This window comes from Pseudomonas sp. JL3 (assembly GCF_031570575.1).
Lineage (GTDB): Bacteria > Pseudomonadota > Gammaproteobacteria > Pseudomonadales > Pseudomonadaceae > Aquipseudomonas > Aquipseudomonas cucumis.
Genome location: NZ_JAKWJK010000006.1, coordinates 295,265 through 315,724 on the forward strand (window position 1 = coordinate 295,265; position 20,460 = coordinate 315,724).

The following is a 20,460-nucleotide window of genomic DNA, read 5'->3' on the forward strand; positions in this document are numbered from 1 at the left end:
TTGCGGCATAATGTCCGCTTAATCGGCTACCGGCCTAATCACCTTTTTTCTACGGGGCTCACCATGCATGTACTGGTTTGCGAAGACGATGAGCTGATCGCCAGCGGCATCGTTGCCGGGCTAACTGCCCAAGGCTTGACCGTGGAGCATGTCGCCACCGCCTCGGCAGCCCGGGCGATGCTCAAGGTTGCCGAATTCGACGTCATGGTGCTCGATCTCGGTCTGCCCGATGAAGACGGCCTGAAGCTGTTGCAGCAATTGCGCCATCATGGCCTGGAAATCCCGGTGCTGATCCTCACCGCGCGGGATTCGGTCACCGACCGGGTCGACGGCCTGCAAGCCGGTGCCGACGACTACTTGCTCAAACCGTTCGACCTGCGCGAACTCGCCGCGCGCCTGCACACCTTGTTGCGACGAGTGGCGGGGCGCAGCGTTAATCTGATCGAACACGGCCGTCTGACCTACGACCCGAGCAGCCGCGAAACCCTGCTCGCAGGCCAGCCGGTGGATTTGTCGCGCCGTGAGCAATCGTTGCTGCAAGCCTTGCTGCACAACCGTGGCCGGGTGCTGTCCACCGAGCAGTTGAAGGACAGCGTCTACGGCTTCAATGATGAGCTGGAGAGCAACGCGCTCAACGTGCATATCCATCATCTACGCAGCAAGCTCGGCAAAGGCATCGTCGAAACGGTGCGCGGCCTGGGCTATCGCCTGGGGCCGGCCGATGGCGGAGAACAATCGAAGTGATGAGCCTGCGTTTGCGGCTGAGCCTGACTCTCGGCGCCGCGTTTGCGCTGATCTGGGCCCTGGCCGCCGCCTGGATGCTCAGTGATCTGCGCAACCAGATGATGTTTTCCCTCGACCAACGGCTGGTGGCGTCGGCACGGATGGTGGCCGGGCTGCTGGAGCAACTGCCGGCGTTGCCGAGCAAGGGCGAGGGGACCCATTTCAGTGCTGAACAGCTGAGCATTCCTGGGGGCATGGCCTGTCAGGTCAGCTCGTTGCGCGGCGAAATCCTGGCCCGCAGCCACAGTAGCCCCGAACAAACCCTGGAAGCCGAAAAAATGGGCTTCCACGATCAAATGATCGACGGTGCACCCTGGCGCAGCTTCACCCTGGCGCGCGGTGATGTGCGCATTACCACCGCCGACCGGCAGATCGAGCGCGAAGCACTGAACATGTCCATTCTGCTGGCTGCCTCGGTGCCGGTCGGCGTGGCGCTGCTGGGCTGCCTGTGCCTGTTGTGGCTCGGCATCGGTCAGGGACTGGCACCGCTCAATCGTATGCGCGATGCGTTGATGCGGCGCAGCGCCGATTCCCTGGAACCGTTGCAAATCCAGCCGTTGCCCAGCGAACTGCAGCCGCTGCTGGAAACCCAGAATCAGTTGTTCCTGCGCATCGGCAAGACCATCGAGCGCGAACGGCGCCTGACCGGTGATGCCGCGCATGAATTGCGCAGCCCGCTGACCGCCATCAAAACCCACCTGCAAGTGGCGCGCATGACCGAAGGCAGCGCCCGGGATCAGTCCCTGGCACGGGCTGAAGAGGGCGCCGACCGGCTGCATCGCACGCTTGAACAATTACTGCTGTTGGCGCGTGTCGAGGGCAGTCTGTCGTTCGATGATGGTGTGCAATGCAGCGCCGAGCAGGTGGCGAAACTGGCAATTCAGGATGCAGCCAGCGGTGATCGTCAGCGGATCAAGTTTAAGTTGCCGGCCACCTTCTCCGAGGCGCCGCTGCAAATGCCCGCGGTGCTGTCGATTGCCGCATTGCGCAACTTGCTCGACAACGCCCTGCGCCATGCCCCAGGCGATGGGGCAGTGGAGCTGAGTCTGGAAACCACCAACAATCGCGTGCGTTTTTTGGTCCGCGACCACGGCCCGGGCATTGCCGAAGATGACCTGCAACACCTGACCCAACGCTTCTGGCGCAACGGCCAGAGCACCGGTTGCGGCCTTGGCCTGGCGATTGTCCAAGCCATTGTTCAGCGCTGCGGCTGCACTCTGCATTTCGATAGCCGCCCGGATGGCTTACGGGTTGAATTGACGATGCCGTTGCAGCCGGTCTAACCAACAACACAAAACCCTGTGGGAGCGGGCTTGCCCGCGATGGCGGTGTAACAGTCAACATAGATGTTGGATGTTATGGCCTCATCGCGGGCAAGCCTGCTCCCACACTGTTCATGTTGCACACCAAATGTAACGCCTCTCCATTAGCCATCCAGCCCCCACAGCGCTATCGTCCCCGGCAGCTTTGACTCAATGGATTGAGGTAACAGCGCCATGGATGCATCGATAAACATCTGCAAGGCAACGCCTGCCGACGCCGGGATCATCAGCCGGATCGTCGAGCGCTCCATTCGTGTCGGCTGCGCGCTCGATCACCGCAACGATCCGCGAACCGTCGCCACCTGGACCCATAACAAAACCATCGAACACGTGCAGCCCTGGCTGGCTGACCCGCGGCTGTACCTGAACATCGCCCTGCTGCGGGACAAACCGATCGGCGTCGCCATGGCGGCGATCAGCGGCAAGGTCGCGTTTTGTTACGTGCAGCCGGAATGGTTTCGGCGAGGCGCCGGACAAGCGCTGGTGCAGGACCTCGAGACGTGGTTGATCGCTCAGGGTTTGCCTCAGGCGCGGCTCAACAGCACCCGTACCAGCGAGGCGTTTTATCACCGTCTGGGTTACCGGCCGTGCGCTGAAACCTTCACCGTGGCGGGACTCCACGCCATCCCCATGCACAAGGCGCTGTCGTCGCCTTCATAGAAAGCTGATCGAGGGTCTAAATCCTTGAGGTCCTGATGCGTTTCCAGAACAGGAAAACCTGCAAGTGCGCCCCGTGACCGGAACGCGCACCTGTCCAGTGTGCAGTTTTGGTCACTATCAACAGCGTATTGAGGGATCGAGAGATGTCAGTCGCTATCAGCCTTATCGAAGATCAGCCGGCCCGGATCGTCCCGACGCCTGCCGAGACGCTTTATCAGTTCAATGAATCGCCGCTGCTGGCCCGTCAGAGCCAGCAGGAATCGAATGCTCGCAGCTACCCGCGACGCATCCCCTTGGCACTCAAGCGTGCCAAGGGCATTTATGTCGAAGACGTCGAAGGGCGCAGTTTCATCGATTGCCTGGCCGGTGCGGGGACGCTGGCCCTGGGGCACAACCATCCAGCGGTGATCGAAGCGATCCAGCAAGTGCTGACCGATGAACTGCCGCTGCACACCCTCGACCTGACCACGCCGGTCAAGGATCAGTTTGTTCAGGACTTGTTCGGTCTGCTGCCGCCGGCATTGGCCGCTGAAGCGAAGATCCAGTTCTGTGGCCCCACCGGCACCGATGCGGTGGAAGCCGCGCTGAAACTGGTGCGCACCGCCACCGGGCGCAGCACGGTTTTGTCGTTCCAGGGCGGTTACCACGGCATGAGCCAGGGCGCGCTGAGCCTGATGGGCAGTCTGGGGCCGAAAAAACCGTTGGGTGCGTTGCTCAGCAGTGGCGTGCAGTTCATGCCATACCCTTACGATTACCGTTGCCCGTTCGGGCTCGGCGGCGCGCAGGGGGTGCAGGTCAACCTGAATTACCTGGAAAACCTGCTGAATGATCCAGAGGCCGGCGTGCAGTTGCCCGCTGCGGTGATCGTCGAAGCGGTGCAGGGCGAGGGCGGGGTGATTCCGGCTGATCTCGATTGGCTGCGTGGCTTGCGACGCATCACCGAGAAGGCCGGCGTAGCGCTGATCGTCGATGAAATCCAGAGCGGTTTTGCCCGCACCGGCAAGATGTTCGCCTTCGAGCACGCCGGGATCATCCCGGACGTGGTGGTGCTGTCCAAAGCCATCGGCGGCAGCCTGCCACTGGCGGTGGTGGTCTATCGCGACTGGCTCGACACCTGGCTGCCGGGCGCCCATGCCGGGACTTTCCGCGGTAATCAGATGGCCATGGCCGCAGGCTCGGCGGTGATGCGCTACCTGACAGAGCACAAGGTTTGCGAGCACGCCGCCGCCATGGGCGAACGCTTGAGTGAACACCTGCACATCCTGCAGCGGGACTTCCCGCAGCTGGGCGACATTCGCGGACGTGGCTTGATGCTGGGCGTCGAACTGGTCGACCCGACCGGCATGCCGGACGCTCAGGGCCATCCGCCGATATTCGGGCGTCTGGCGCCGCTGGTGCAGCGCGAATGCCTCAAGCGCGGGTTGATCCTCGAGCTGGGCGGGCGTCACGGCGGTGTCGTGCGTTTCCTGCCGCCGCTGGTGATCACTGCCACAGAAATCGATCGGGTGGCCGACATTTTCGGCAGGGCCATGGCCGCCGCCACCACCAGCCTCTAAATTTTTTGGTGCCTTGAACGTTCCTTCTACATAACGGCTGCGCACGGCGCGCAGCCCACCTTACAGCGATGGAGAGACAACATGACGTCAGTATTCGACCGCGAGGACATCCTCTTTCAGGTCGTGGTCAACCACGAAGAGCAATACTCGATCTGGCCCGACTACAAAGCCGTGCCACAAGGCTGGCGCACCGTGGGCAAGAGCGGGATGAAAAAGGAATGCCTGGCCTACATTGAAGAGGTCTGGACCGACATGCGTCCACTGAGCCTGCGCCAGAAAATGGAAGAACAGGCGGCCGTGGCTCACTGAGCTGTCAAGTGAGACGCGGAGCGTCTCTGGCTGCATTCCTTTGCGGCGCCTGGGAACGAAAAGCCCGCTGAACCGGTGACGGTCAGCGGGCTTTTTCAGGCCTGGAGGTTTATGTCGCCTGTCAGACCGTCATCGCGGGCTTGCCCGCGAAGACCGATAACGCGGTCTAACTGACGTTACACCCCGCTCAACCCTTTAATCACCAAATCCACATTCCCTTCCAATTCGGCCACCGGATCCACCGCATCGACACTTAACATCACCAACCGACTGCCAGCCTCGGCAATCACCGCTTTCACCGCGTCCGACGGCTGGCGATGATGCAACACCACCGCTACGTCATTGTCCTTGAGCGTTGCGCCCAATTGCTTGAGCGCCTTAGGCGTCCACTCGGCATCCGGCCGTGCATCGAGGCCGATCAGCTCAAGGTTGAGGCCGCCGATCAGGTAACCGAAATGATCGCTCAAGCTCATCACACTCAGGTTGTCGGCACTGGCCAGTCGTGACTCGCTGTCGGCGCTGAGCTTGAGCAAGCGCTGTTTGAGCGCTGCCAGGTTGGCGTCGATCTTAGGCTTGGCCGCTGGCGCCAGGCGCACCAGGTCTGCCGCCATCACATCCGCCATCCGCCCCATGTTGTTGCTGGCCAACCAAGGCTGACTGTTCAAACCATCGACCTTGCCAGGCTGCACGGCGATGCCAGGCAGGGCGCCGTCCACCGGACGGGCGGCGTCGATTTCAATGATGCGGATATTGCTGCGGCGAGCGTTCGGGTACAGCGGATCGTCCGGCCATAGCGAGCGCAGGCCGATGACCGCATCGGCATCGGTTGCCAGTTTACTGAGCGCCGGAGCGCCACGACCGGTGAAATAAGCGGTCTGTCGGCTGCCGGGCAGCTTGGCCGGCGCGGCGCGCTCAAGGCTGATATCGGTGCCCTCCAACAGCAGGGCACCCAGACCGTAGGTAACAGGCAAAGCCGCCAGGACCAGCACTTTGTGAGTTGAAGTCGAGGCGAACAGCGCGGTGTTACCGACACCGTGATTGGCCACCAGACGCATCGGTTCGAAGGCGTCGGTGGCGAATGCGTTGAACGAGGCTGGCCCACACAAGGTCACCGCCAGGGTCAATTGACGCAGAGAAAAAGACATTTATCCGAGATTCCCTTTCAGACTTGGAACGATGCCGCGAGCAATCGCGGCCAGGGCGAACGCGATACCGGCCACCAGAATGATCGCGGCACCGGACGGTATGGGCAGGTCAAAAACAATCGGCGCGAGAATTCCGCACAGCGTGCTCACCGTGGCGATCAGCACCGAACACCAGAAGAAACCCTTCAGCGACTGGCTGAGCAAGCGCGCGGCCGCTGCTGGAATCACCAACAGGGCACCGACCAGAATTGCGCCAATGACTTTCACTGCCGCCACCGTAATCAGGGTCACCAGGATCACGAACAGGTAATCCAGGGTTTTCACCGCCACACCGCGCACCGCCGCCAGTTGTGGGTTGAAACTGGCGAGCATGATGCGGTTGTACAGCGGCAGGGCCAGCGCCATCACCAGTGAACCAACGATCGCCAATACCAGCAGGTCGTTGCCGTTGACCGTCAGCACCGAACCGAACAGCACGTTTTCCAGAATGTGCACATTGATCTTGCCCGCCAGAATCAACAACAGGCTGGCGCCCAAGGCCAACGACACGGAAAGAAACACACCGATCAAAGTATCCGGCGCCAGCCCCGTGCGATTACGCAGGTAGTTGAGCAGAATGCCGAACAGCAGGCAGTAACCGAACAGGCTGCCATAAGGCCCGGTGTAGGGTTCGCCGAGCAGAATACCGATGGCCACGCCGGTCAGTGCCGCGTGGCCCACGGCTTCGGAGAAAAACGCGAAGCGCTTGACCACCACCAGCGTACCCAAGCCGCCCAACACCGGGCCGATCAACAGCCCGGCGAGCAGCGCGTTGACCACAAATCCATAGGCCAGCGCTTCCGGCAGGTAACCCGACGAGGCCCAACCCTGGACCATCAAACGAAAGGCTTCGTAACTCATCAGGCAGCACTCCGGGGATGGGTCGAGAACAAGGTCAGTAATCGCTCCGGGGTCAGTGCCTGTTTCGGTGTGGCATCGAACAGCACCCGGCGATTGAGGCCGGTGACCCGGTCCGCCAGGCGCCCGACCGCTTCCAGATCATGCTCGATCCACAGCACGGTAATGCCGCTTTGGCGCCAGTCGCTCAGTAGCCGTTCGAACACCTGAATGCCGGCCTCATCCAGAGCCGACATCGGTTCGTCGAGCACCAGCAACTGTGGCGCCGGAATCAGCCCTTGGGCCAACAAAACGCGCTGGCGCTCACCGCCGGAGAGGGCGCCCATGCGCCGCTTGCGCTTGTCCTGCATGCCGACCCGTTCCAGCGCTTCGCCGATGGCCACCGCGTAATGTTTGCTCAACCCGAGGAACGCCGGGCGCCGCTGGCACATGGCGGCCATGAAGTCATCGACAGTCATCGGTAAACCGCGATCGAATTCCAGCGCCTGGGGCACGTAGCCGATGGTCCCCGGATCACCAGGCCATAGCAGGCTAAGGCGACCCTGATGCGGCATTTGTCCCAGCAGGGTCTTGATCAGCGAACTCTTGCCGCCGCCGTTGGGACCGACCAGTGCATGCACGCTGCCGGGCTGGACTTGAAAGGTCACCTTGTCGAGGATCGTCGTGCGACCCAGTGTGAGGCTCACCGCGGCGAAGTCGAGGGTCGGGCCGTAAGCGATCAGGGTTTCTTGAGCAGTCATGCGCCGGACTCCTGAATCGCCCGGACCACGGTATTGAGGTTGCCGGTCATTTCTTTTTCGTACTTGTCGGCGGTGTATTCGCCATAGGAAATGTGCGACAGCGGGTACAGCTTCACCCCGGATTCACGCTGGATGGTCTCGACGTAGGTGGACGGGAAGTCCATCTCCGAGAAGATCACTTTCACGTCCAGCTCCCGCAGCTGATCGATGGTCTTTTTCAGCTGGCTAGGGCTTGGTTCGATGCCGTGGGCCGGCTCGACCACGGCGGTCACTTCCAGGCCGAACTCGCGCAGCAAATAGTCGTAGGCGGCATGGACGGTGGCCACGCGCAACTCGGCGTTCGGCGCCTGGGTCAGTTTTGCCAGGGCGTCGGCGCGCATCTGCCGCAGGCGTTTGCCGTAGGCGCGGGCGTTCTGGGTGTAGGTTTTGGCGTTGGTCGGGTCGAGCTTGCCCAGTTCCCGGGCGATGTTGTTGACCTGGGCAATGGAAGCACTGATCGACAGGAACGTATGCGGATTGACCACCTTGCCGGCACCGCGGGCAGCGACGCCGGTGGCGGCCAGCAGGGGCACGTTTTCGTTGGCTTCGATCACCTTGATGTTCGGGGTTTCGCTGGCGGCGATCATGCGGTCGGCGAAGTCGTCATGGCCCACGCCGTTGAGCACGACCACGTCCAGTCCACCGATGCGTTTGATGTCCTCGGCCCGAGGTTCGTAGGCATGAGGGTTGAAACCGGCCGGGATCAGCGGCACCACTTCGGCCTTGTCACCGACGATGTTGGCCACGTAACTGTAATAAGGGTGCAGGGTGATGCCGATGCGCAGGCGCTTGGTTTCATCGGCACTGGTCAGTGGTGTCAGTAAACAGGTAAGCAGGCCGACCAGCAGCAGGCGAAAAAAGGAAGGACGTTGAGATGAACTAGGCATGGGAAAGCGGTCTTCTCTCGGGTGAAGGCGAGGGTTCAATGCCGATGCTGGCGGGTGACGCCGGCATCGAATTGCGCGACGATCTGCTGCCAGCCGGCGCCGTTGAGCGCAGCGTCGGTGAGATCGTTCGGTGCGGCGAGGGCGTTACCGCGGTTGAGCCAGATGTCTGGCGCCGTGTCGTCTTCAGCGGTCAAACGCATCAAAAACGAACCGGCGACGGTTGGAGTCTGGCTCTGGCCGAAGTACGCCTTGGCGCCCAGCAACTGCCAGGCATGACCGCCACGACTGACAGAACTGGCGTCCCGGGCAAACGGCGCAAAGCCTTCATCGGCGAGGGTGGCGGGTGTGGGCAGCGCCTGCTGTTCCTGACGCAACAGATGGATTTCATCCAGCGTGACCCGCAGGTCGGCGTAAATACCTTGCTCGGATGCGCTCAGATCACGACGGGCATCCAGCTGATGGCTGCCCACGCTGCTCACTTCCTGAGCCTCGCCACGCCAGGCGACTACCGAGCCGGCAATGGCCAGGATCATCAGGCACAACAGCAACACAAAGAGGGTTTCATGGCCGGCACCGGCCGGGCGAACAACTTGGGTGGTGGGCGAGGTCATGCTCATGTTCAGGGCGCCTCGATGTCGGCTTGGTCGATTTCGACGACATGGCCGGGACCGGCGTCGAACAGCACATAGAACTCAGCACCGGGCTTCTTGAACGTCAGGGTCGAATCGGCGCCGAGCTTGCCCGGCACCAGAATGGTTTCGTCGTAGCCGATCACGTCCAGGGTCACTCCTGGTGCGCCGCTGCCGTCGGAAAAACCGCCGGTGCATTGAATCTGTTCAGCGTCGATGGCCTTGCATTCGCACATCGGGTTATGGGCCAGTGCGGCGGTGCTGAAGGCGGCGCAGAACATCAATAGAGCGGGGCGAAAAGCGTTGATCATGGTTTGCCTCCTTGTTTGTTCAGCCATGCGAGAGTGGCCGGGGATGCCTGGCTCAGGGGGATGGACGCTTGATGCATGGCACCGTCCCAGCCTTCCATGGTGATCCACAGCTCGGCATCGGCTTTGGTCTTCTCGGGCACTAGCAGCATCGCGCCCATGCGGTAAGGCGTACCGAAGAAAATCGCCCCGGCCGCGCGCAGGCTGCGGGGTTTGCCGATGCGCAGATAAGTCGCCTTGACCTGATCGCGACAGCGTTCGCACAGCGCTGCGTTGAAGCCTTTCATGTAGCCCGCCGGGCCGGTCAATCGTGGCGCTTCGTTACGCAGTTCGGCCAGTTGCAGGCTCCAGGGGCCGACCTGGATTTCGCCGATCTCCCGTTCTCCCAGTCCGCTGTCGCCACGAAACAGCGAGGCGTCGGCAAAGTATTTGGGCATGAAGCCCAAAGGGATCAGCAGCAAGAAAATGTTGATGTGGAAGCGCCATTTGCGCCAGAGCAGGCTCACCCGGGAAGGCTGCGGTGCAGTGATCGTCTTGTTCACAGGTTGCCCTCCGGAGCCTGTTGGTTCATGACCGCTTGCGGTCTCGACACCGGGCGCGGCGCCTTGTTGCTGCGCTTGAACGCATTGGCGGTGGCCAGGGCGGTGCGTTTGGTCCAGATCAGCAACCCGCTGAGCACCATCATGCTCAGCAGCAAACCGAAGAAGAACCAGATCAGCTTGATCCAGATCCCGCCAAAGTCACCGGTGTGCAACGGACGCATCGACTCGGTCACGAATTCCAGGCCGGTGCGATCGGTCAGCAACCGCGTGCTGGCGATATCGCCGTTGTACGGGTTGACCTCGGCCGTCTGGAACATCAGCGGATACCAGCTGCGACCGCCCACTGACAGGTGGCTGTAAGCGTTACTCGGCAAGGTGACGAAACTGGCATCGAGTCCGGGGATCTGCTCTTGAGCGACCTTGATGGCCTGGTCCAGATTGATCATCGGGGCCGGCTTTCCGGTGCTGGTCAGCGGCACGCTTTCGCGCGAGACGACCGACACCACCGGTTCTGTGGTAATCGAAATCTGGTTGTCGAACAGAATCGCCTTGATCAGGAACCAGACACCGGTGATTGAGATCACCGCGATGAACCAGATCGACCAGATGCCGCTGAGCCGGTGAAAATCGCCCCAGAAAATCCGCGCGCCATGGCGAATGCGCAGGGTCGGTCGGAAGAAGCCTTTCCAGAACCGTTTGTAGACCACCAGCCCGGTCACCAGCGACGCCAGCATCGGCAACGCGAGAAACGACACCAGATACCAGCCCCAGCTATAGCCGTTGGTGAACGGCACCAGCCACCAGCCATGCAGTGCGCGGGTGAACGCCTTGAAGTTGAATTGTGGCGCGGTGCCCTGAATCACCCCGCTGTAGGGGTTCACATAGACTGTCACCGAGCGTCCGTCCGGGTAACTGACGTCCACGTCCAGGGCGAAATGCGACTCGTCGGGGCGACTGATGCCCTGGACCAGTGTCTGGGGTTCGGCCTTTTTGATGGCGGCAATGATCTCGTCATAATTGAGCCGCGGCGCATCGTCCGAAGGCGGGCTGGCACGCATTTGCGGGTTGGCCAGCCAGACGACTTCCTGACTGACCACCGCCAGCGTGCCAGTCACACAGACGATCAATACAAAGAACCAGATGGGCAGCGCCAGCCAGCTATGGACCAGAAACCAGAGTTTTGAGCGGGATTTCTTCGACATGATTAAAGGTCTTGTTTCGATGAGAGGACCACTGCTGCGGGCTTCCCAGCGTTGCGGTCCATGAAAAGTCCGGCCGTGGCTTTTGCCTACGCGACCGACTGCATCTAAATAAGACGTATGAGCATCGGAAATCCCGAAAGGGGATATGAAAGTAAATGTTTCGTATTGCTGCTGCCCAGGGCGGGCTTGCTCACGATAGCGATCTGACAGTCAAAATAGAGGTTGAATATGATGGCCTCATCGCGGGCTTGCCCGCGATGAGGCCCGATCACGCACCGAAGATCTCAACCCTGCTTAAACATCTCCTTCGCCCGCTGTTCGATCTGTTCCTGAGTCAGATCCTCTTTACGCGTGGCCAAAAACCACAGATGCCCATAGGGGTCCTTCAAAGTCCCCGAGCGGTCTCCATAAAATTGGTCCTTGACCTCGGACACCACCGTGGCACCGGCATCGATGGCCTGTTTAAAGGACTTGTCTACATCGTTCACATACAGATGCAGACCCACGGACGGCGACTTGTCCGGGTTTCTCAATGGACCCTGGTCGCAGGGTGTGCCAAGCATGATCGGGCAGTCGCCGATACGCAGCTCAGCGTGCCCGATGCCGCCATCGGGCATGGACAGGCGCATGACTTCGGTGGCGTTAAAGGCTTTTTTATAGAAGTCGATGGCTTCGGCAGCTTTCTGAATGCCCAGATAAGGGGTGATGCTGTGGTAACCCTCTGGAATAGGTTTTACGCTCATGACGGTTCTCCTTTTGTTGTGGGGTTAAGGTGTTCCTTCGCCGATTTCCGGTCGAATAACTATAGGTCAGCCCTTTTCCCGCAACCGAGTGCCCGACGAGCAGCAGTGCCACTGTTCAGCATCAATCGACCACACCGATCGCTCCCACGCTCTGCGTGGGAATGCCTCAATGGACGCTCTGCGTCCGCTGTTGGGACGCGGAGCGTCCCGGGCTGCATTCCTTTGCTGCGCGTGGGAACGATCATGACAGCAGCTGCGCCCCCGGTCCTTGCTCACCCAACACATCACCAAAGTTACGCAGCGGACACGCCTCCATCGACAAACATCCGCATCCGATGCACCCATTAAGCCTGTCCCGTAGCAGGGTCAGTTGATTGATCCGCTCATCCAGANGACAGCAGCTGCGCCCCCGGTCCTTGCTCACCCAACACATCACCAAAGTTACGCAGCGGACACGCCTCCATCGACAAACATCCGCATCCGATGCACCCATTAAGCCTGTCCCGTAGCAGGGTCAGTTGATTGATCCGCTCATCCAGATCCCGGCTCCACTGGGCCGACAACACCTTCCAGTCTGCTGCTGTCGGTGCACGGTTATCCGGCAGGGATTTCAACGCCTCGCCGATCTCCGCCAACGGAATCCCCAAGCGCTGGGCCACTTTGATCAGCGCCACCCGGCGCAACACTTCCCGCGGATAACGCCGCTGATTGCCTTGATTGCGATTGCTTTTGATCAGGCCTTTGGATTCATAGAAATGCAGCGCCGTGACCGCCACACCACTGCGGGCGGCCACTTGGCCGACGGTCAGTTCTTTATGCAGGTTTTGCGAGGTGATCATTTAAAAAATGCCCCTTGACCTCTAGTTAGCTCGAGGTTTTACCCTGCAGGCCTTCGGATCGCAAGATCCGGCTTACAGTGAGTGGGGACTATTCATGCACGCGCCAGAGAAGAATCGCAGCTTCACCCAACTGATCGAATTCGAGATCGAGCCCCGTCAGCAGGCCGCGCTGGTGTCGGCACTGTCGGCGCACACCGAACGTCTGGCCCAGAGCTACCCAGGTTTCTTGAGTGCCAACATCCAGGCCAGCGACGATGGCCGGCGGGTGCTCAACTACCTGCAATGGCAATCCCGCGAAGCCGGAGAAGCTGCCTTTCAGAGCTTCGAAAGCGGCGAGCAGGATTTCTGGCAGCTGATTCGCGCCCATCGGGCGAAAACCGTCACTTTCGGCTCATTTCAGGTGCTGCATAGCTTGGCGCTTAGTCACGACAACGCATTGCACTGCACGCTGATTGGCTAAATCGACAATTGCATCAAACGTTCGCCCTGCAGGCGTTTACCAAAGTCGATAGCGACTATCGAGAGCGTTGATTTCTACCCTTCGAGCGGCACCGGTAGCCTGTGTTCATTGCCCCGAACCCAGATCACCGGACACCCGAAATGAAATCACTATTCGCCACTATCTTATCGCTCGCCATCTCCGTTCTAGCCGGATGTGCCACCCATGTTTCACCGGAACTGCGGCCCTACACTGCTGAAGAAACCCGGGAACTGGCGCTGGAGGCCCTGAATCGTCGTGGCTTGTCCTTCGATGAGTACCACGCAAAGAAAGCCGAATTGCTCGGCCAACCGCCAAAATCGTTCAGCTTCGACAAACAAGGCGAGATGAACGCCGAACGCGCAGTACAGCTGCATGGTCGTCCAAGCTGAGCGACGACTGTATTGCCCGAACTTTCACGCAACTGTCCATGGGTTTCCTTCAAGGCGTGCGATAGGGTCTATATCTGACTGACCCTGATGGACTGTCTCCATGACACTTTCGCTCGACCTGCTGCTGGGTTTTGCCCTGTTTGCTCTTGTCACCTCAATCACCCCCGGCCCGAACAACACCATGTTGCTGGCATCGGGCGTGAATTTCGGTTTTCACCGCACCATTCCCCACATGCTGGGCATCACCTGCGGCTTCTTCGTTCTGGTGGTCGCCGTCGGTTTCGGCCTGGGCACGGTGTTTCAAACCTATCCAATGCTGTACACCGTGTTGCGCTATGCCGGCGCGGCGTATTTGCTGTACCTGGCATGGAAGATTGCTCATTCCGGTCCGGTAGCCGAGGGTGAACAGGGCGAGGGCAAGCCGATCAGTTATTTGGGCGCGGCAGCGTTTCAATGGGTCAACCCCAAGGCCTGGATCATGGCCATCGGAGCCATCAGCACCTACACGCCGATGCAGGGCTATTTCACCAATGTGATTGTGATTGCTGCGGTCTTCGCCTTGATCAACCTGCCAAGTGTCGGGGTGTGGGCCGGTTGCGGCACGCTATTGCGCAATGTGCTGTGCGATCGCCGCTGGTTGCGGCTGTTCAACTGGGGAATGGCCTTATTGTTAGTGGCTTCGCTGTATCCGTTATTGCTCGAAAGTTTTAGCTGACGCATTGCTTCATCCGGTGGCCCGATGCCTGTTAAGCTCGACTTCAGGAGCGTTCCTACGCACTTTTAAATGAAGTTGTTCTTCTTTAATGGCCTCCGATCAGGTATTGCTGTCGTTCTGAAAATTCGGTGTCGCTCATGAGGCGCGCTTTGAAACTTCCAGTGACGAGCTTCCTGATCCCGGAACACGCTCTGCGAGTCTTTTATGAATAAACGTCCGTTGTATTTCGACTACGCCGCCACCACGCCGATGGATGAGCGGGTCATCAAGGTCATGGTCGAGTGTCTGGGTTTCACCGGTAATTTCGGCAATCCAGCGTCCAGTTCCCACGTCTTCGGCCAACAGGCCCGGCAATCGGTTGACCAAGCACGGTACCAGGTCGCCGAGTTGGTGGGGGCTCAGGCGGAGCAGATTGTCTGGACCTCCGGCGCCACCGAATCCAACAACCTTGCCCTCAAGGGCGTGGCCCAGGCCCGCGGCGTGTCCGGCGGACACATCATCACCAGCCAGATCGAACACAAAGCGATTCTCGACACTGCAAAACAGTTGCAGGACGCAGGCGTTGCGGTGACGTATCTGGTGCCCGATGCCGAAGGCCTGATTACCCCGCAAGCGGTCAGCGAAGCGATGCGTGAGGACACCTTTCTGGTGTCATTGATGCTAGTCAATAACGAACTGGGCACCCTCAACGACATCCCGGCCATTGGCCAGGTGGTGCGTAATCGCGATGCGTTGTTCCACGTTGATGCGGCTCAGGGCGCGGGTAAAGTGGCGATCGATCTGGCCCGGTGGCCGGTGGATTTGATGTCGTTCTCGGCGCACAAGGTCTACGGTCCCAAAGGCATCGGCGCGCTGTATGTCGGCCCGCGTGCGCAGCAACGTCTGCAGGCGCAGATCCACGGCGGCGGTCACGAGGGCGGGTTGCGTTCCGGCACGCTGGCGACGCACCAGATTGCCGCAATGGGAGCAGCGTTCGCGTTGGCGGCCACCTCGTTCGATGAAGAAAAAGCCACCATCGCGCGTCTGCGTGAACGCTTGCTCGAACCTTTGCTGAGCATTCCCGGCGTGCGTCTCAATGGCAGTCCGACCCAGCGCATTCCCCATACCCTGAGCCTGACTTTCAATGAAGGCGAGTTCAGTTCCGCGGCTTTGAGCACATCGATCGCGTTTTCCGCGACCTCGGCCTGTAATTCCGGCAGCAATGCGCCGTCCCATGTGCTGCTGGCCCTGGGACATGACGCTCGCTCGGCCAGTCGCACCATTCGCTTGAGCCTGGGGCGTTTCACCACCGAACAGGATATCGATCAAGCGGTACACCTGATTAAAGCAGCTTGCGCCAGTGCTCCGGCATTCTGGGCGACAGGACCTTAAAAGCGCTGACGTCGATCGGCACTCAACAATAATGATGAAAGTGGTTAGCAGGAGACACGATGAGTACGCAGCCTTCGATCAATGGATCGGTGCCCCAGCGCCTGTCGCAAATCCGTGAACTGATGAGCCGGGAGGGCATTCATGCTCTGCTGGTGCCGTCGGCCGACCCGCACCTGTCGGAATACCTGCCGGGCTATTGGCAGGGACGGCAGTGGCTGTCGGGTTTTCATGGTTCGGTGGGCACGCTGATCGTCACGCCGGATTTTGCCGGCGTCTGGGCCGACAGCCGCTATTGGGAACAAGCGAGCAAGGAACTCAAGGGCAGCGGCATCGAGCTGGTCAAGCTGCAACCGGGTCAACCCGGCCCGCTCGATTGGCTGGCCGAACAAACCCCTGAAGGCGGGGTCGTCGCAGTCGATGGGGCGGTGATTGCCGTGGCGTCGGCGCGTACCCTGAGCGGCAAACTCGAAGAACGTGGCGCACGTCTGCGCACCGACATCGATCTGCTGAATGACGTCTGGAGTGACCGTCCGAGTCTGCCAAACGAGCCAATCTATCAACACTTGCCGCCTCAGGCGACGGTCAGCCGTGGCGAAAAACTCGCCAAACTGCGTGAGGTGCTGAAAGAGCGCGGTGCCGACTGGCACTTCATCGCCACCCTTGATGACATCGCCTGGCTGTTCAACCTGCGCGGCGGCGATGTGTCGTTCAACCCGGTGTTCGTGTCCTTCGCCTTGATCAGCCAACAGCAGGCCACCTTGTTCGTCGCCCTGAGCAAAGTGAACGCCGAGCTGCGCGCCATTCTCGAACAGGACGGCGTGACCCTACGCGATTACAGCGAAGTATCCGCCGCTTTGCGCGCGGTGCCGAGCGGCGAGAGCCTGCAAGTCGATCCGGCGCGGGTGACGGCGGGTCTGCTGGATAACCTGAGCAGCGGCGTGAAATTGCTCGAAGGCCTGAACCCGACCACCCTGGCCAAGTCGCAGAAAAGCCTGGCCGATGCCGAGCACATTCGGCGGGCCATGGAGCAGGATGGCGCGGCGCTGTGCGAATTCTTCGCCTGGCTGGAAGCGGCCTTGGGGCGTGAACGCATCACCGAACTGACCATCGACGAACACCTGACCGCGGCGCGTACCCGACGCCCGGATTATGTGTCGCTGAGCTTCAACACCATTGCCGCGTTTAACGCCAACGGTGCGATGCCGCACTACCACGCCACCGAAGAAGAACACGCGGTGATCGAAGGTGACGGCCTGTTGCTGATTGACTCCGGCGGCCAATACCTGGGCGGTACAACCGACATCACCCGAATGGTGCCGGTGGGTACGCCAACTGACGAACAGAAGCGCGATTGCACCCGAGTGCTCAAAGGCGTGATTGCACTCTCTCGTGCACAGTTCCCACGAGGCATTCTGTCGCCGTTGCTGGACGCTATTGCCCGCGCACCGATCTGGGCCGAAAGCGTCGACTACGGTCACGGCACCGGTCACGGCGTTGGCTACTTCCTCAATGTTCACGAAGGCCCGCAAGTCATCGCCTATCAGGCCGCGGCGGCACCGCAAACCGCGATGCAGCCAGGCATGATCACGTCCATCGAGCCGGGCACTTATCGTCCGGGTCGCTGGGGTGTGCGGATCGAGAATCTGGTGTTGAATCGTGAAGCAGGCAAGAGCGAATTCGGTGAGTTCCTGAAATTCGAAACCCTGACCCTGTGCCCGATCGACACCCGTTGCCTGGAACCGTCGCTGCTGACCGAAGACGAAAAGCAATGGTTCAACGGCTATCATGCCGAGGTGCGTGAACGCTTGAGCCCGTTGCTCGACGGGGCGGCCCTAGAATGGTTGAACACCCGAACCGCGGCTATTTGAGCGGTTTGAGTCCAGGCGCTGTTTTCAGCGTCTGGCTCAGGTCATAGGCAGGCGCGGACTATTGCGCACGCAGGGCTTCAAGGACGAAGTCCAGCCGATCCTGGCCGAAGAACAACTGACCCTCGACAAACATGCTCGGCGCACCGAATACGCCACGTCGCACCGCTTCCTCGGTGTTTTCCTTGAGAGCGGTTTTGACGGCCTCATCGGCGGTCAGTGCCAGCACCTCATTCGGATCGAAACCCTTTTGCGCCAACACGGCGGCGATGGTCGCTGGATCATCGAGGCTGCGTCCTTCAACCCATAGGGCATGAAACAGGCAATCAATAAACGCCTGAAAACGTTCGGGATGACGCAGTTGCATCCCCGTGACAGCACGCATCAGCATCAATGTATTGATCGGGAAGTTCGGATTGAACTTCAGCGGTACGCCATAGCGTTTGGCATAGCGGTCCAGGTCCTGAAACATGTAGCGACCCTTGGCCGGTACGGTAATGGGAGAAACATTGCCGGTAACTTTGAAGACACCGCCCAGCAGCATCGGTCTGTAGATCAGATGACTATCGGTCTGTTCGCAGATCTTCGGCAATTGGGTATAGGCCAGGTAAGTGGCGGGGCTGCCGAGGTCGAAAAAGAACTCCACGGTTTTGCTCATGGTCGATGTGCTCTTCTTATTGTTGGAAGGGGAGGGCTTACCAGCGTTCGTTCCAGGGGCGCAGATCCAGCTCGAAGGTCCAGGCGTCCCGTGGCTGGCTGTGCAGGTACCAAAAGTTGTCGGCGATGTGCTCGGGATTGAGGATGCCGTCCTGATCCTTGGTTGCGTATTTTTCTGGAAAATTGTCGCGGATAAAGTCGGTGTCGATGGCTCCATCAACGACGACGTGGGCGACATGAATGTTCATCGGTCCCAGTTCGCGGGCCATGCTTTGCGCCAGGGCGCGAATCCCGTGCTTGGCACCGGCAAAGGCGGCGAAACCCGCGGCGCCGCGCAAGCCAGCAGTGGCGCCGGTGAACAGGATCGTGCCCCGGCGGCGGATGACCATGCGCTTGGCCACTTCACGGGCGTTGAGAAACCCTGAGAAACAGGCCATTTCCCAAATCTTGAAATACTTGCGGGCGGTTTCTTCGAGAATACTGCACGGCACATTGGCGCCGATATTGAAGACGAACGCTTCAATGGGGCCGAGCCCTGTTTCGATCTGCTCGATGAGCGCTATCACGTCTTCTTCATTGCGCGCATCGCAGGCAAAACCGTGAGACTCGCCACCACTGGCTGTGATGGACTCTACCAATGGCTGGAGTTTGTCTGCGCTGCGACGTGTGACGCAGGCGACATAACCTTCACGGGCAAAACGTTTGGCGATGGCGCCGCCGGTGGCATCGCCTGCGCCGACAACCAATACGATTTTTTTGTTATTGATAGCGGTGGTCATGGATATCGCCCTTTGCTGAACGGTCATTGACTGACAAACGTTAGCAGCATCCGGGCGAAGCGCCTGTCGGGCTGCGCAAGCCTGACAGGAAGGAAGAGTTATTTGCAGATGACGATCATGCTGCGGCTGGTATAGCCGGCAGGGTTGAGGCCGAACGGATAGTCACCGGGTTCTTCCACAGCATCCCCGGACTTGGCGATGACCTTGTATCCCTTGGGCGCACACGAATTGGCGGCGCTGGTGTAGCACTTGTCCCACGAGGACGAGAGCCCCGAACAGTTGATATGCAGCCCTCTCTTGCCATGTTTCGTCTGGGGTTTCGAGGTCGCCGCGCAGCCCGCAATTGCAAGTACGGCGATCAGTATCAAAATTCGTTTCATTACTATCCTTAATAGCGGCCCCGGATCTGTGCCTGGGTCTGCCTGCATTCGCTTTTGCTTGAAGCGTTCTGATATCCCTATCTGAAAAAATCCATGTCTGACACTGAGTTACATAGCCTAAACATGGCCTAATTGAGCGGTAAATACCAGACCTTCGTCAATCTCGTTTCAATCCGCTGCGATCACAGGCTTGGCGGTACTCCCCATGGTCATGGTCGCGCCGACGGAAGCCAGAATGATGCACAGGATAGCCATCCACTGTGACAGTGAAAGGTATTCCTGGAGGAACAACAGGCCGGACAGCGCGCCGATCGCAGGTTCGATGCTCATTAACGTACCGAAGGTCCGGGTTGGAATCCGTGTGAGGGCGACCATCTCCAAGGTATAGGGCAGAGCGGTGGACAGAATGGCGACCCCAATGGCCACGGGAATCAAGGAGGGTGTCAGTAACGCGGCGCCAGCGTGGACAATGCCGATGGGCGCTACGAACAGGGCGGCAATCATCACGCCCAATGCTGCTGTCTGTACCCCATGATCAGCACCAGCCTTTTGGCCGAACAGAATGTACAACGCCCAGCAGACACCAGCACCCAGCGCATAACCTGCACCGACCAGGTCGATGGCTGTGGTCGTGGAGCCTGTCGGAATCAATAGCAGTAAACCCAAGGCTGCCAGAGCGATCCATAAAAAGTCGATCGCTCGGCGTGAGGCATAGATAGCGACTGCCAATGGGCCGGTGAACTCCAGGGCTACGGCGATACCCAGGGGGACTGTGCGCAAGGACATATAGAAGAGGAAGTTCATGCCGCCCAATGCCATCCCGTAGACGATAACGGTGCGCAGGGATTTCGCGGTGAGCTTTGCTCGCCATGGGCGCAATAGCAGCAGCATGATCACGCTGGCAAAGATCAGTCGCAGGGTGGTCGTTCCTTGAGCACCGATAACCGGGAACATGCTTTTGGCCAGTGAGGCTCCGGACTGGATCGATGCCATGGCTATCAAAAGCAGGCCAACCGAGAACAGGGTCGAGGCAAGACTGCGGGGGTGGTCATTCATTGCGTGGCATCGTCCGAAGTAGCAAGCGAGAGTATTGTTTTATATGTTGGGCAATATACTGCGCATTCGTTGCGGGCGCGTCTATATATAAGCAGGGTTTTTGAACATCCTGATAGAAAAACCACATCAGGGGTTGACGGCAGATTCTGAAAGCCTATAATTCGCC

24 protein-coding genes are annotated in these 20,460 nt (G+C 59.8%); 10 read left to right on the plus strand and 14 right to left on the minus strand.

The window, feature by feature from the left end; translation table 11 throughout:
* Positions 1-63 precede the first annotated feature (63 nt).
* From MMG91_RS14060 to MMG91_RS14080, 5 genes are all read left to right on the plus strand, one after another.
* Positions 64-744: a response regulator gene (locus MMG91_RS14060; RefSeq protein WP_305446333.1), complete on the plus strand. Its 681-nt coding sequence runs from the start codon at positions 64-66 to the stop codon at positions 742-744.
* Positions 741-2,066, plus strand: coding sequence for an ATP-binding protein (locus MMG91_RS14065; protein ID WP_310659931.1), 1,326 nt, complete (start codon positions 741-743; stop codon positions 2,064-2,066). The genes MMG91_RS14060 and MMG91_RS14065 overlap by 4 nt, the downstream gene beginning before the upstream one ends.
* Positions 2,067-2,279: 213 nt before the next feature.
* On the plus strand, positions 2,280-2,765 hold the full coding sequence (locus MMG91_RS14070; RefSeq protein ID WP_310659932.1) for a GNAT family N-acetyltransferase: 486 nt from the start codon (positions 2,280-2,282) through the stop codon (positions 2,763-2,765).
* A 143-nt stretch (positions 2,766-2,908) separates the two neighbouring features.
* Positions 2,909-4,321: an aspartate aminotransferase family protein gene (locus MMG91_RS14075; RefSeq protein ID WP_310659933.1), complete on the plus strand. Its 1,413-nt coding sequence runs from the start codon at positions 2,909-2,911 to the stop codon at positions 4,319-4,321.
* An 81-nt stretch (positions 4,322-4,402) separates the two neighbouring features.
* Positions 4,403-4,630 (plus strand): MbtH family protein, encoded by a 228-nt coding sequence (locus MMG91_RS14080; RefSeq protein ID WP_008006457.1) that lies wholly within the window; start codon positions 4,403-4,405, stop codon positions 4,628-4,630.
* A 176-nt stretch (positions 4,631-4,806) separates the two neighbouring features.
* Here MMG91_RS14080 and MMG91_RS14085 read toward each other — a convergent pair whose 3' ends face one another.
* From MMG91_RS14085 to soxR, 10 genes are all read right to left on the minus strand, one after another.
* The gene (locus tag MMG91_RS14085; RefSeq protein ID WP_310659934.1) at positions 4,807-5,775 is read right to left on the minus strand and encodes a metal ABC transporter solute-binding protein, Zn/Mn family; all 969 of its coding nucleotides are present in this window, start codon (positions 5,773-5,775) and stop codon (positions 4,807-4,809) included.
* Entirely contained in the window at positions 5,776-6,675 is a 900-nt protein-coding gene (locus tag MMG91_RS14090; protein WP_007906536.1) for a metal ABC transporter permease, read from the minus strand. It lies immediately after the preceding gene.
* A complete protein-coding gene (locus tag MMG91_RS14095; protein ID WP_305502717.1) occupies positions 6,675-7,412 on the minus strand; it encodes a metal ABC transporter ATP-binding protein in 738 nt (245 codons plus the stop codon). Before MMG91_RS14095 ends, MMG91_RS14090 begins: the two co-directional genes overlap by 1 nt.
* On the minus strand, positions 7,409-8,338 hold the full coding sequence (locus MMG91_RS14100) for a metal ABC transporter substrate-binding protein (RefSeq protein WP_305502715.1): 930 nt from the start codon (positions 8,336-8,338) through the stop codon (positions 7,409-7,411). Before MMG91_RS14100 ends, MMG91_RS14095 begins: the two co-directional genes overlap by 4 nt.
* Positions 8,339-8,373: 35 nt before the next feature.
* Positions 8,374-8,949 carry a DUF6162 family protein gene (locus tag MMG91_RS14105; protein ID WP_310659947.1) on the minus strand — a complete coding sequence of 192 codons (576 nt, stop codon included), beginning with the start codon at positions 8,947-8,949 and terminating at the stop codon, positions 8,374-8,376.
* Positions 8,950-8,957: 8 nt separating this feature from the next.
* Positions 8,958-9,278: a hypothetical protein gene (locus MMG91_RS14110; protein WP_305446326.1), complete on the minus strand. Its 321-nt coding sequence runs from the start codon at positions 9,276-9,278 to the stop codon at positions 8,958-8,960.
* Complete coding sequence (locus MMG91_RS14115; RefSeq protein WP_310659935.1) at positions 9,275-9,817, minus strand: thiamine pyrophosphate-binding protein; 543 nt, start codon at positions 9,815-9,817, stop codon at positions 9,275-9,277. The genes MMG91_RS14110 and MMG91_RS14115 overlap by 4 nt, the downstream gene beginning before the upstream one ends.
* Positions 9,814-11,019, minus strand: coding sequence for a PepSY domain-containing protein (locus MMG91_RS14120; RefSeq protein ID WP_310659936.1), 1,206 nt, complete (start codon positions 11,017-11,019; stop codon positions 9,814-9,816). The genes MMG91_RS14115 and MMG91_RS14120 overlap by 4 nt, the downstream gene beginning before the upstream one ends.
* Positions 11,020-11,303: 284 nt before the next feature.
* Complete coding sequence (locus MMG91_RS14125) at positions 11,304-11,762, minus strand: VOC family protein (protein WP_310659937.1); 459 nt, start codon at positions 11,760-11,762, stop codon at positions 11,304-11,306.
* A 383-nt stretch (positions 11,763-12,145) separates the two neighbouring features.
* Positions 12,146-12,601 carry a redox-sensitive transcriptional activator SoxR gene (soxR, locus tag MMG91_RS14130; RefSeq protein ID WP_310659938.1) on the minus strand — a complete coding sequence of 152 codons (456 nt, stop codon included), beginning with the start codon at positions 12,599-12,601 and terminating at the stop codon, positions 12,146-12,148.
* A gap of 94 nt (positions 12,602-12,695) precedes the next feature.
* On the opposite strand from soxR, the gene MMG91_RS14135 reads away from it, so the two are divergent.
* The 5 genes from MMG91_RS14135 (at position 12,696) to MMG91_RS14155 (ending at position 17,425) form a co-directional block, all read left to right on the plus strand.
* On the plus strand, positions 12,696-13,061 hold the full coding sequence (locus MMG91_RS14135) for an antibiotic biosynthesis monooxygenase (RefSeq protein ID WP_305446321.1): 366 nt from the start codon (positions 12,696-12,698) through the stop codon (positions 13,059-13,061).
* Between the two features lie 140 nt (positions 13,062-13,201).
* Positions 13,202-13,471, plus strand: coding sequence for a hypothetical protein (locus tag MMG91_RS14140; RefSeq protein WP_305446320.1), 270 nt, complete (start codon positions 13,202-13,204; stop codon positions 13,469-13,471).
* A 100-nt stretch (positions 13,472-13,571) separates the two neighbouring features.
* Positions 13,572-14,186 carry a LysE family translocator gene (locus MMG91_RS14145; protein WP_310659939.1) on the plus strand — a complete coding sequence of 205 codons (615 nt, stop codon included), beginning with the start codon at positions 13,572-13,574 and terminating at the stop codon, positions 14,184-14,186.
* A gap of 204 nt (positions 14,187-14,390) precedes the next feature.
* Positions 14,391-15,557, plus strand: a complete 1,167-nt coding sequence (locus MMG91_RS14150) for an aminotransferase class V-fold PLP-dependent enzyme (protein WP_310659940.1) — start codon at positions 14,391-14,393, stop codon at positions 15,555-15,557.
* 59 nt (positions 15,558-15,616) lie between these two features.
* Positions 15,617-17,425 carry an aminopeptidase P family protein gene (locus MMG91_RS14155; protein WP_310659941.1) on the plus strand — a complete coding sequence of 603 codons (1,809 nt, stop codon included), beginning with the start codon at positions 15,617-15,619 and terminating at the stop codon, positions 17,423-17,425.
* A gap of 58 nt (positions 17,426-17,483) precedes the next feature.
* On the opposite strand, the gene MMG91_RS14160 is transcribed toward MMG91_RS14155, so the two are convergent.
* From MMG91_RS14160 to rhtA, 4 genes are all read right to left on the minus strand, one after another.
* Positions 17,484-18,080, minus strand: a complete 597-nt coding sequence (locus MMG91_RS14160) for a 2-hydroxychromene-2-carboxylate isomerase (protein ID WP_310659942.1) — start codon at positions 18,078-18,080, stop codon at positions 17,484-17,486.
* A 37-nt stretch (positions 18,081-18,117) separates the two neighbouring features.
* Positions 18,118-18,858, minus strand: a complete 741-nt coding sequence (locus tag MMG91_RS14165; protein ID WP_305502694.1) for an SDR family oxidoreductase — start codon at positions 18,856-18,858, stop codon at positions 18,118-18,120.
* Positions 18,859-18,956: 98 nt separating this feature from the next.
* The gene (locus tag MMG91_RS14170; protein WP_038982303.1) at positions 18,957-19,238 is read right to left on the minus strand and encodes a hypothetical protein; all 282 of its coding nucleotides are present in this window, start codon (positions 19,236-19,238) and stop codon (positions 18,957-18,959) included.
* A 168-nt stretch (positions 19,239-19,406) separates the two neighbouring features.
* Positions 19,407-20,294: a threonine/homoserine exporter RhtA gene (rhtA, locus tag MMG91_RS14175; protein ID WP_310659943.1), complete on the minus strand. Its 888-nt coding sequence runs from the start codon at positions 20,292-20,294 to the stop codon at positions 19,407-19,409.
* Between the last annotated feature and the right edge of the window lie 166 nt (positions 20,295-20,460).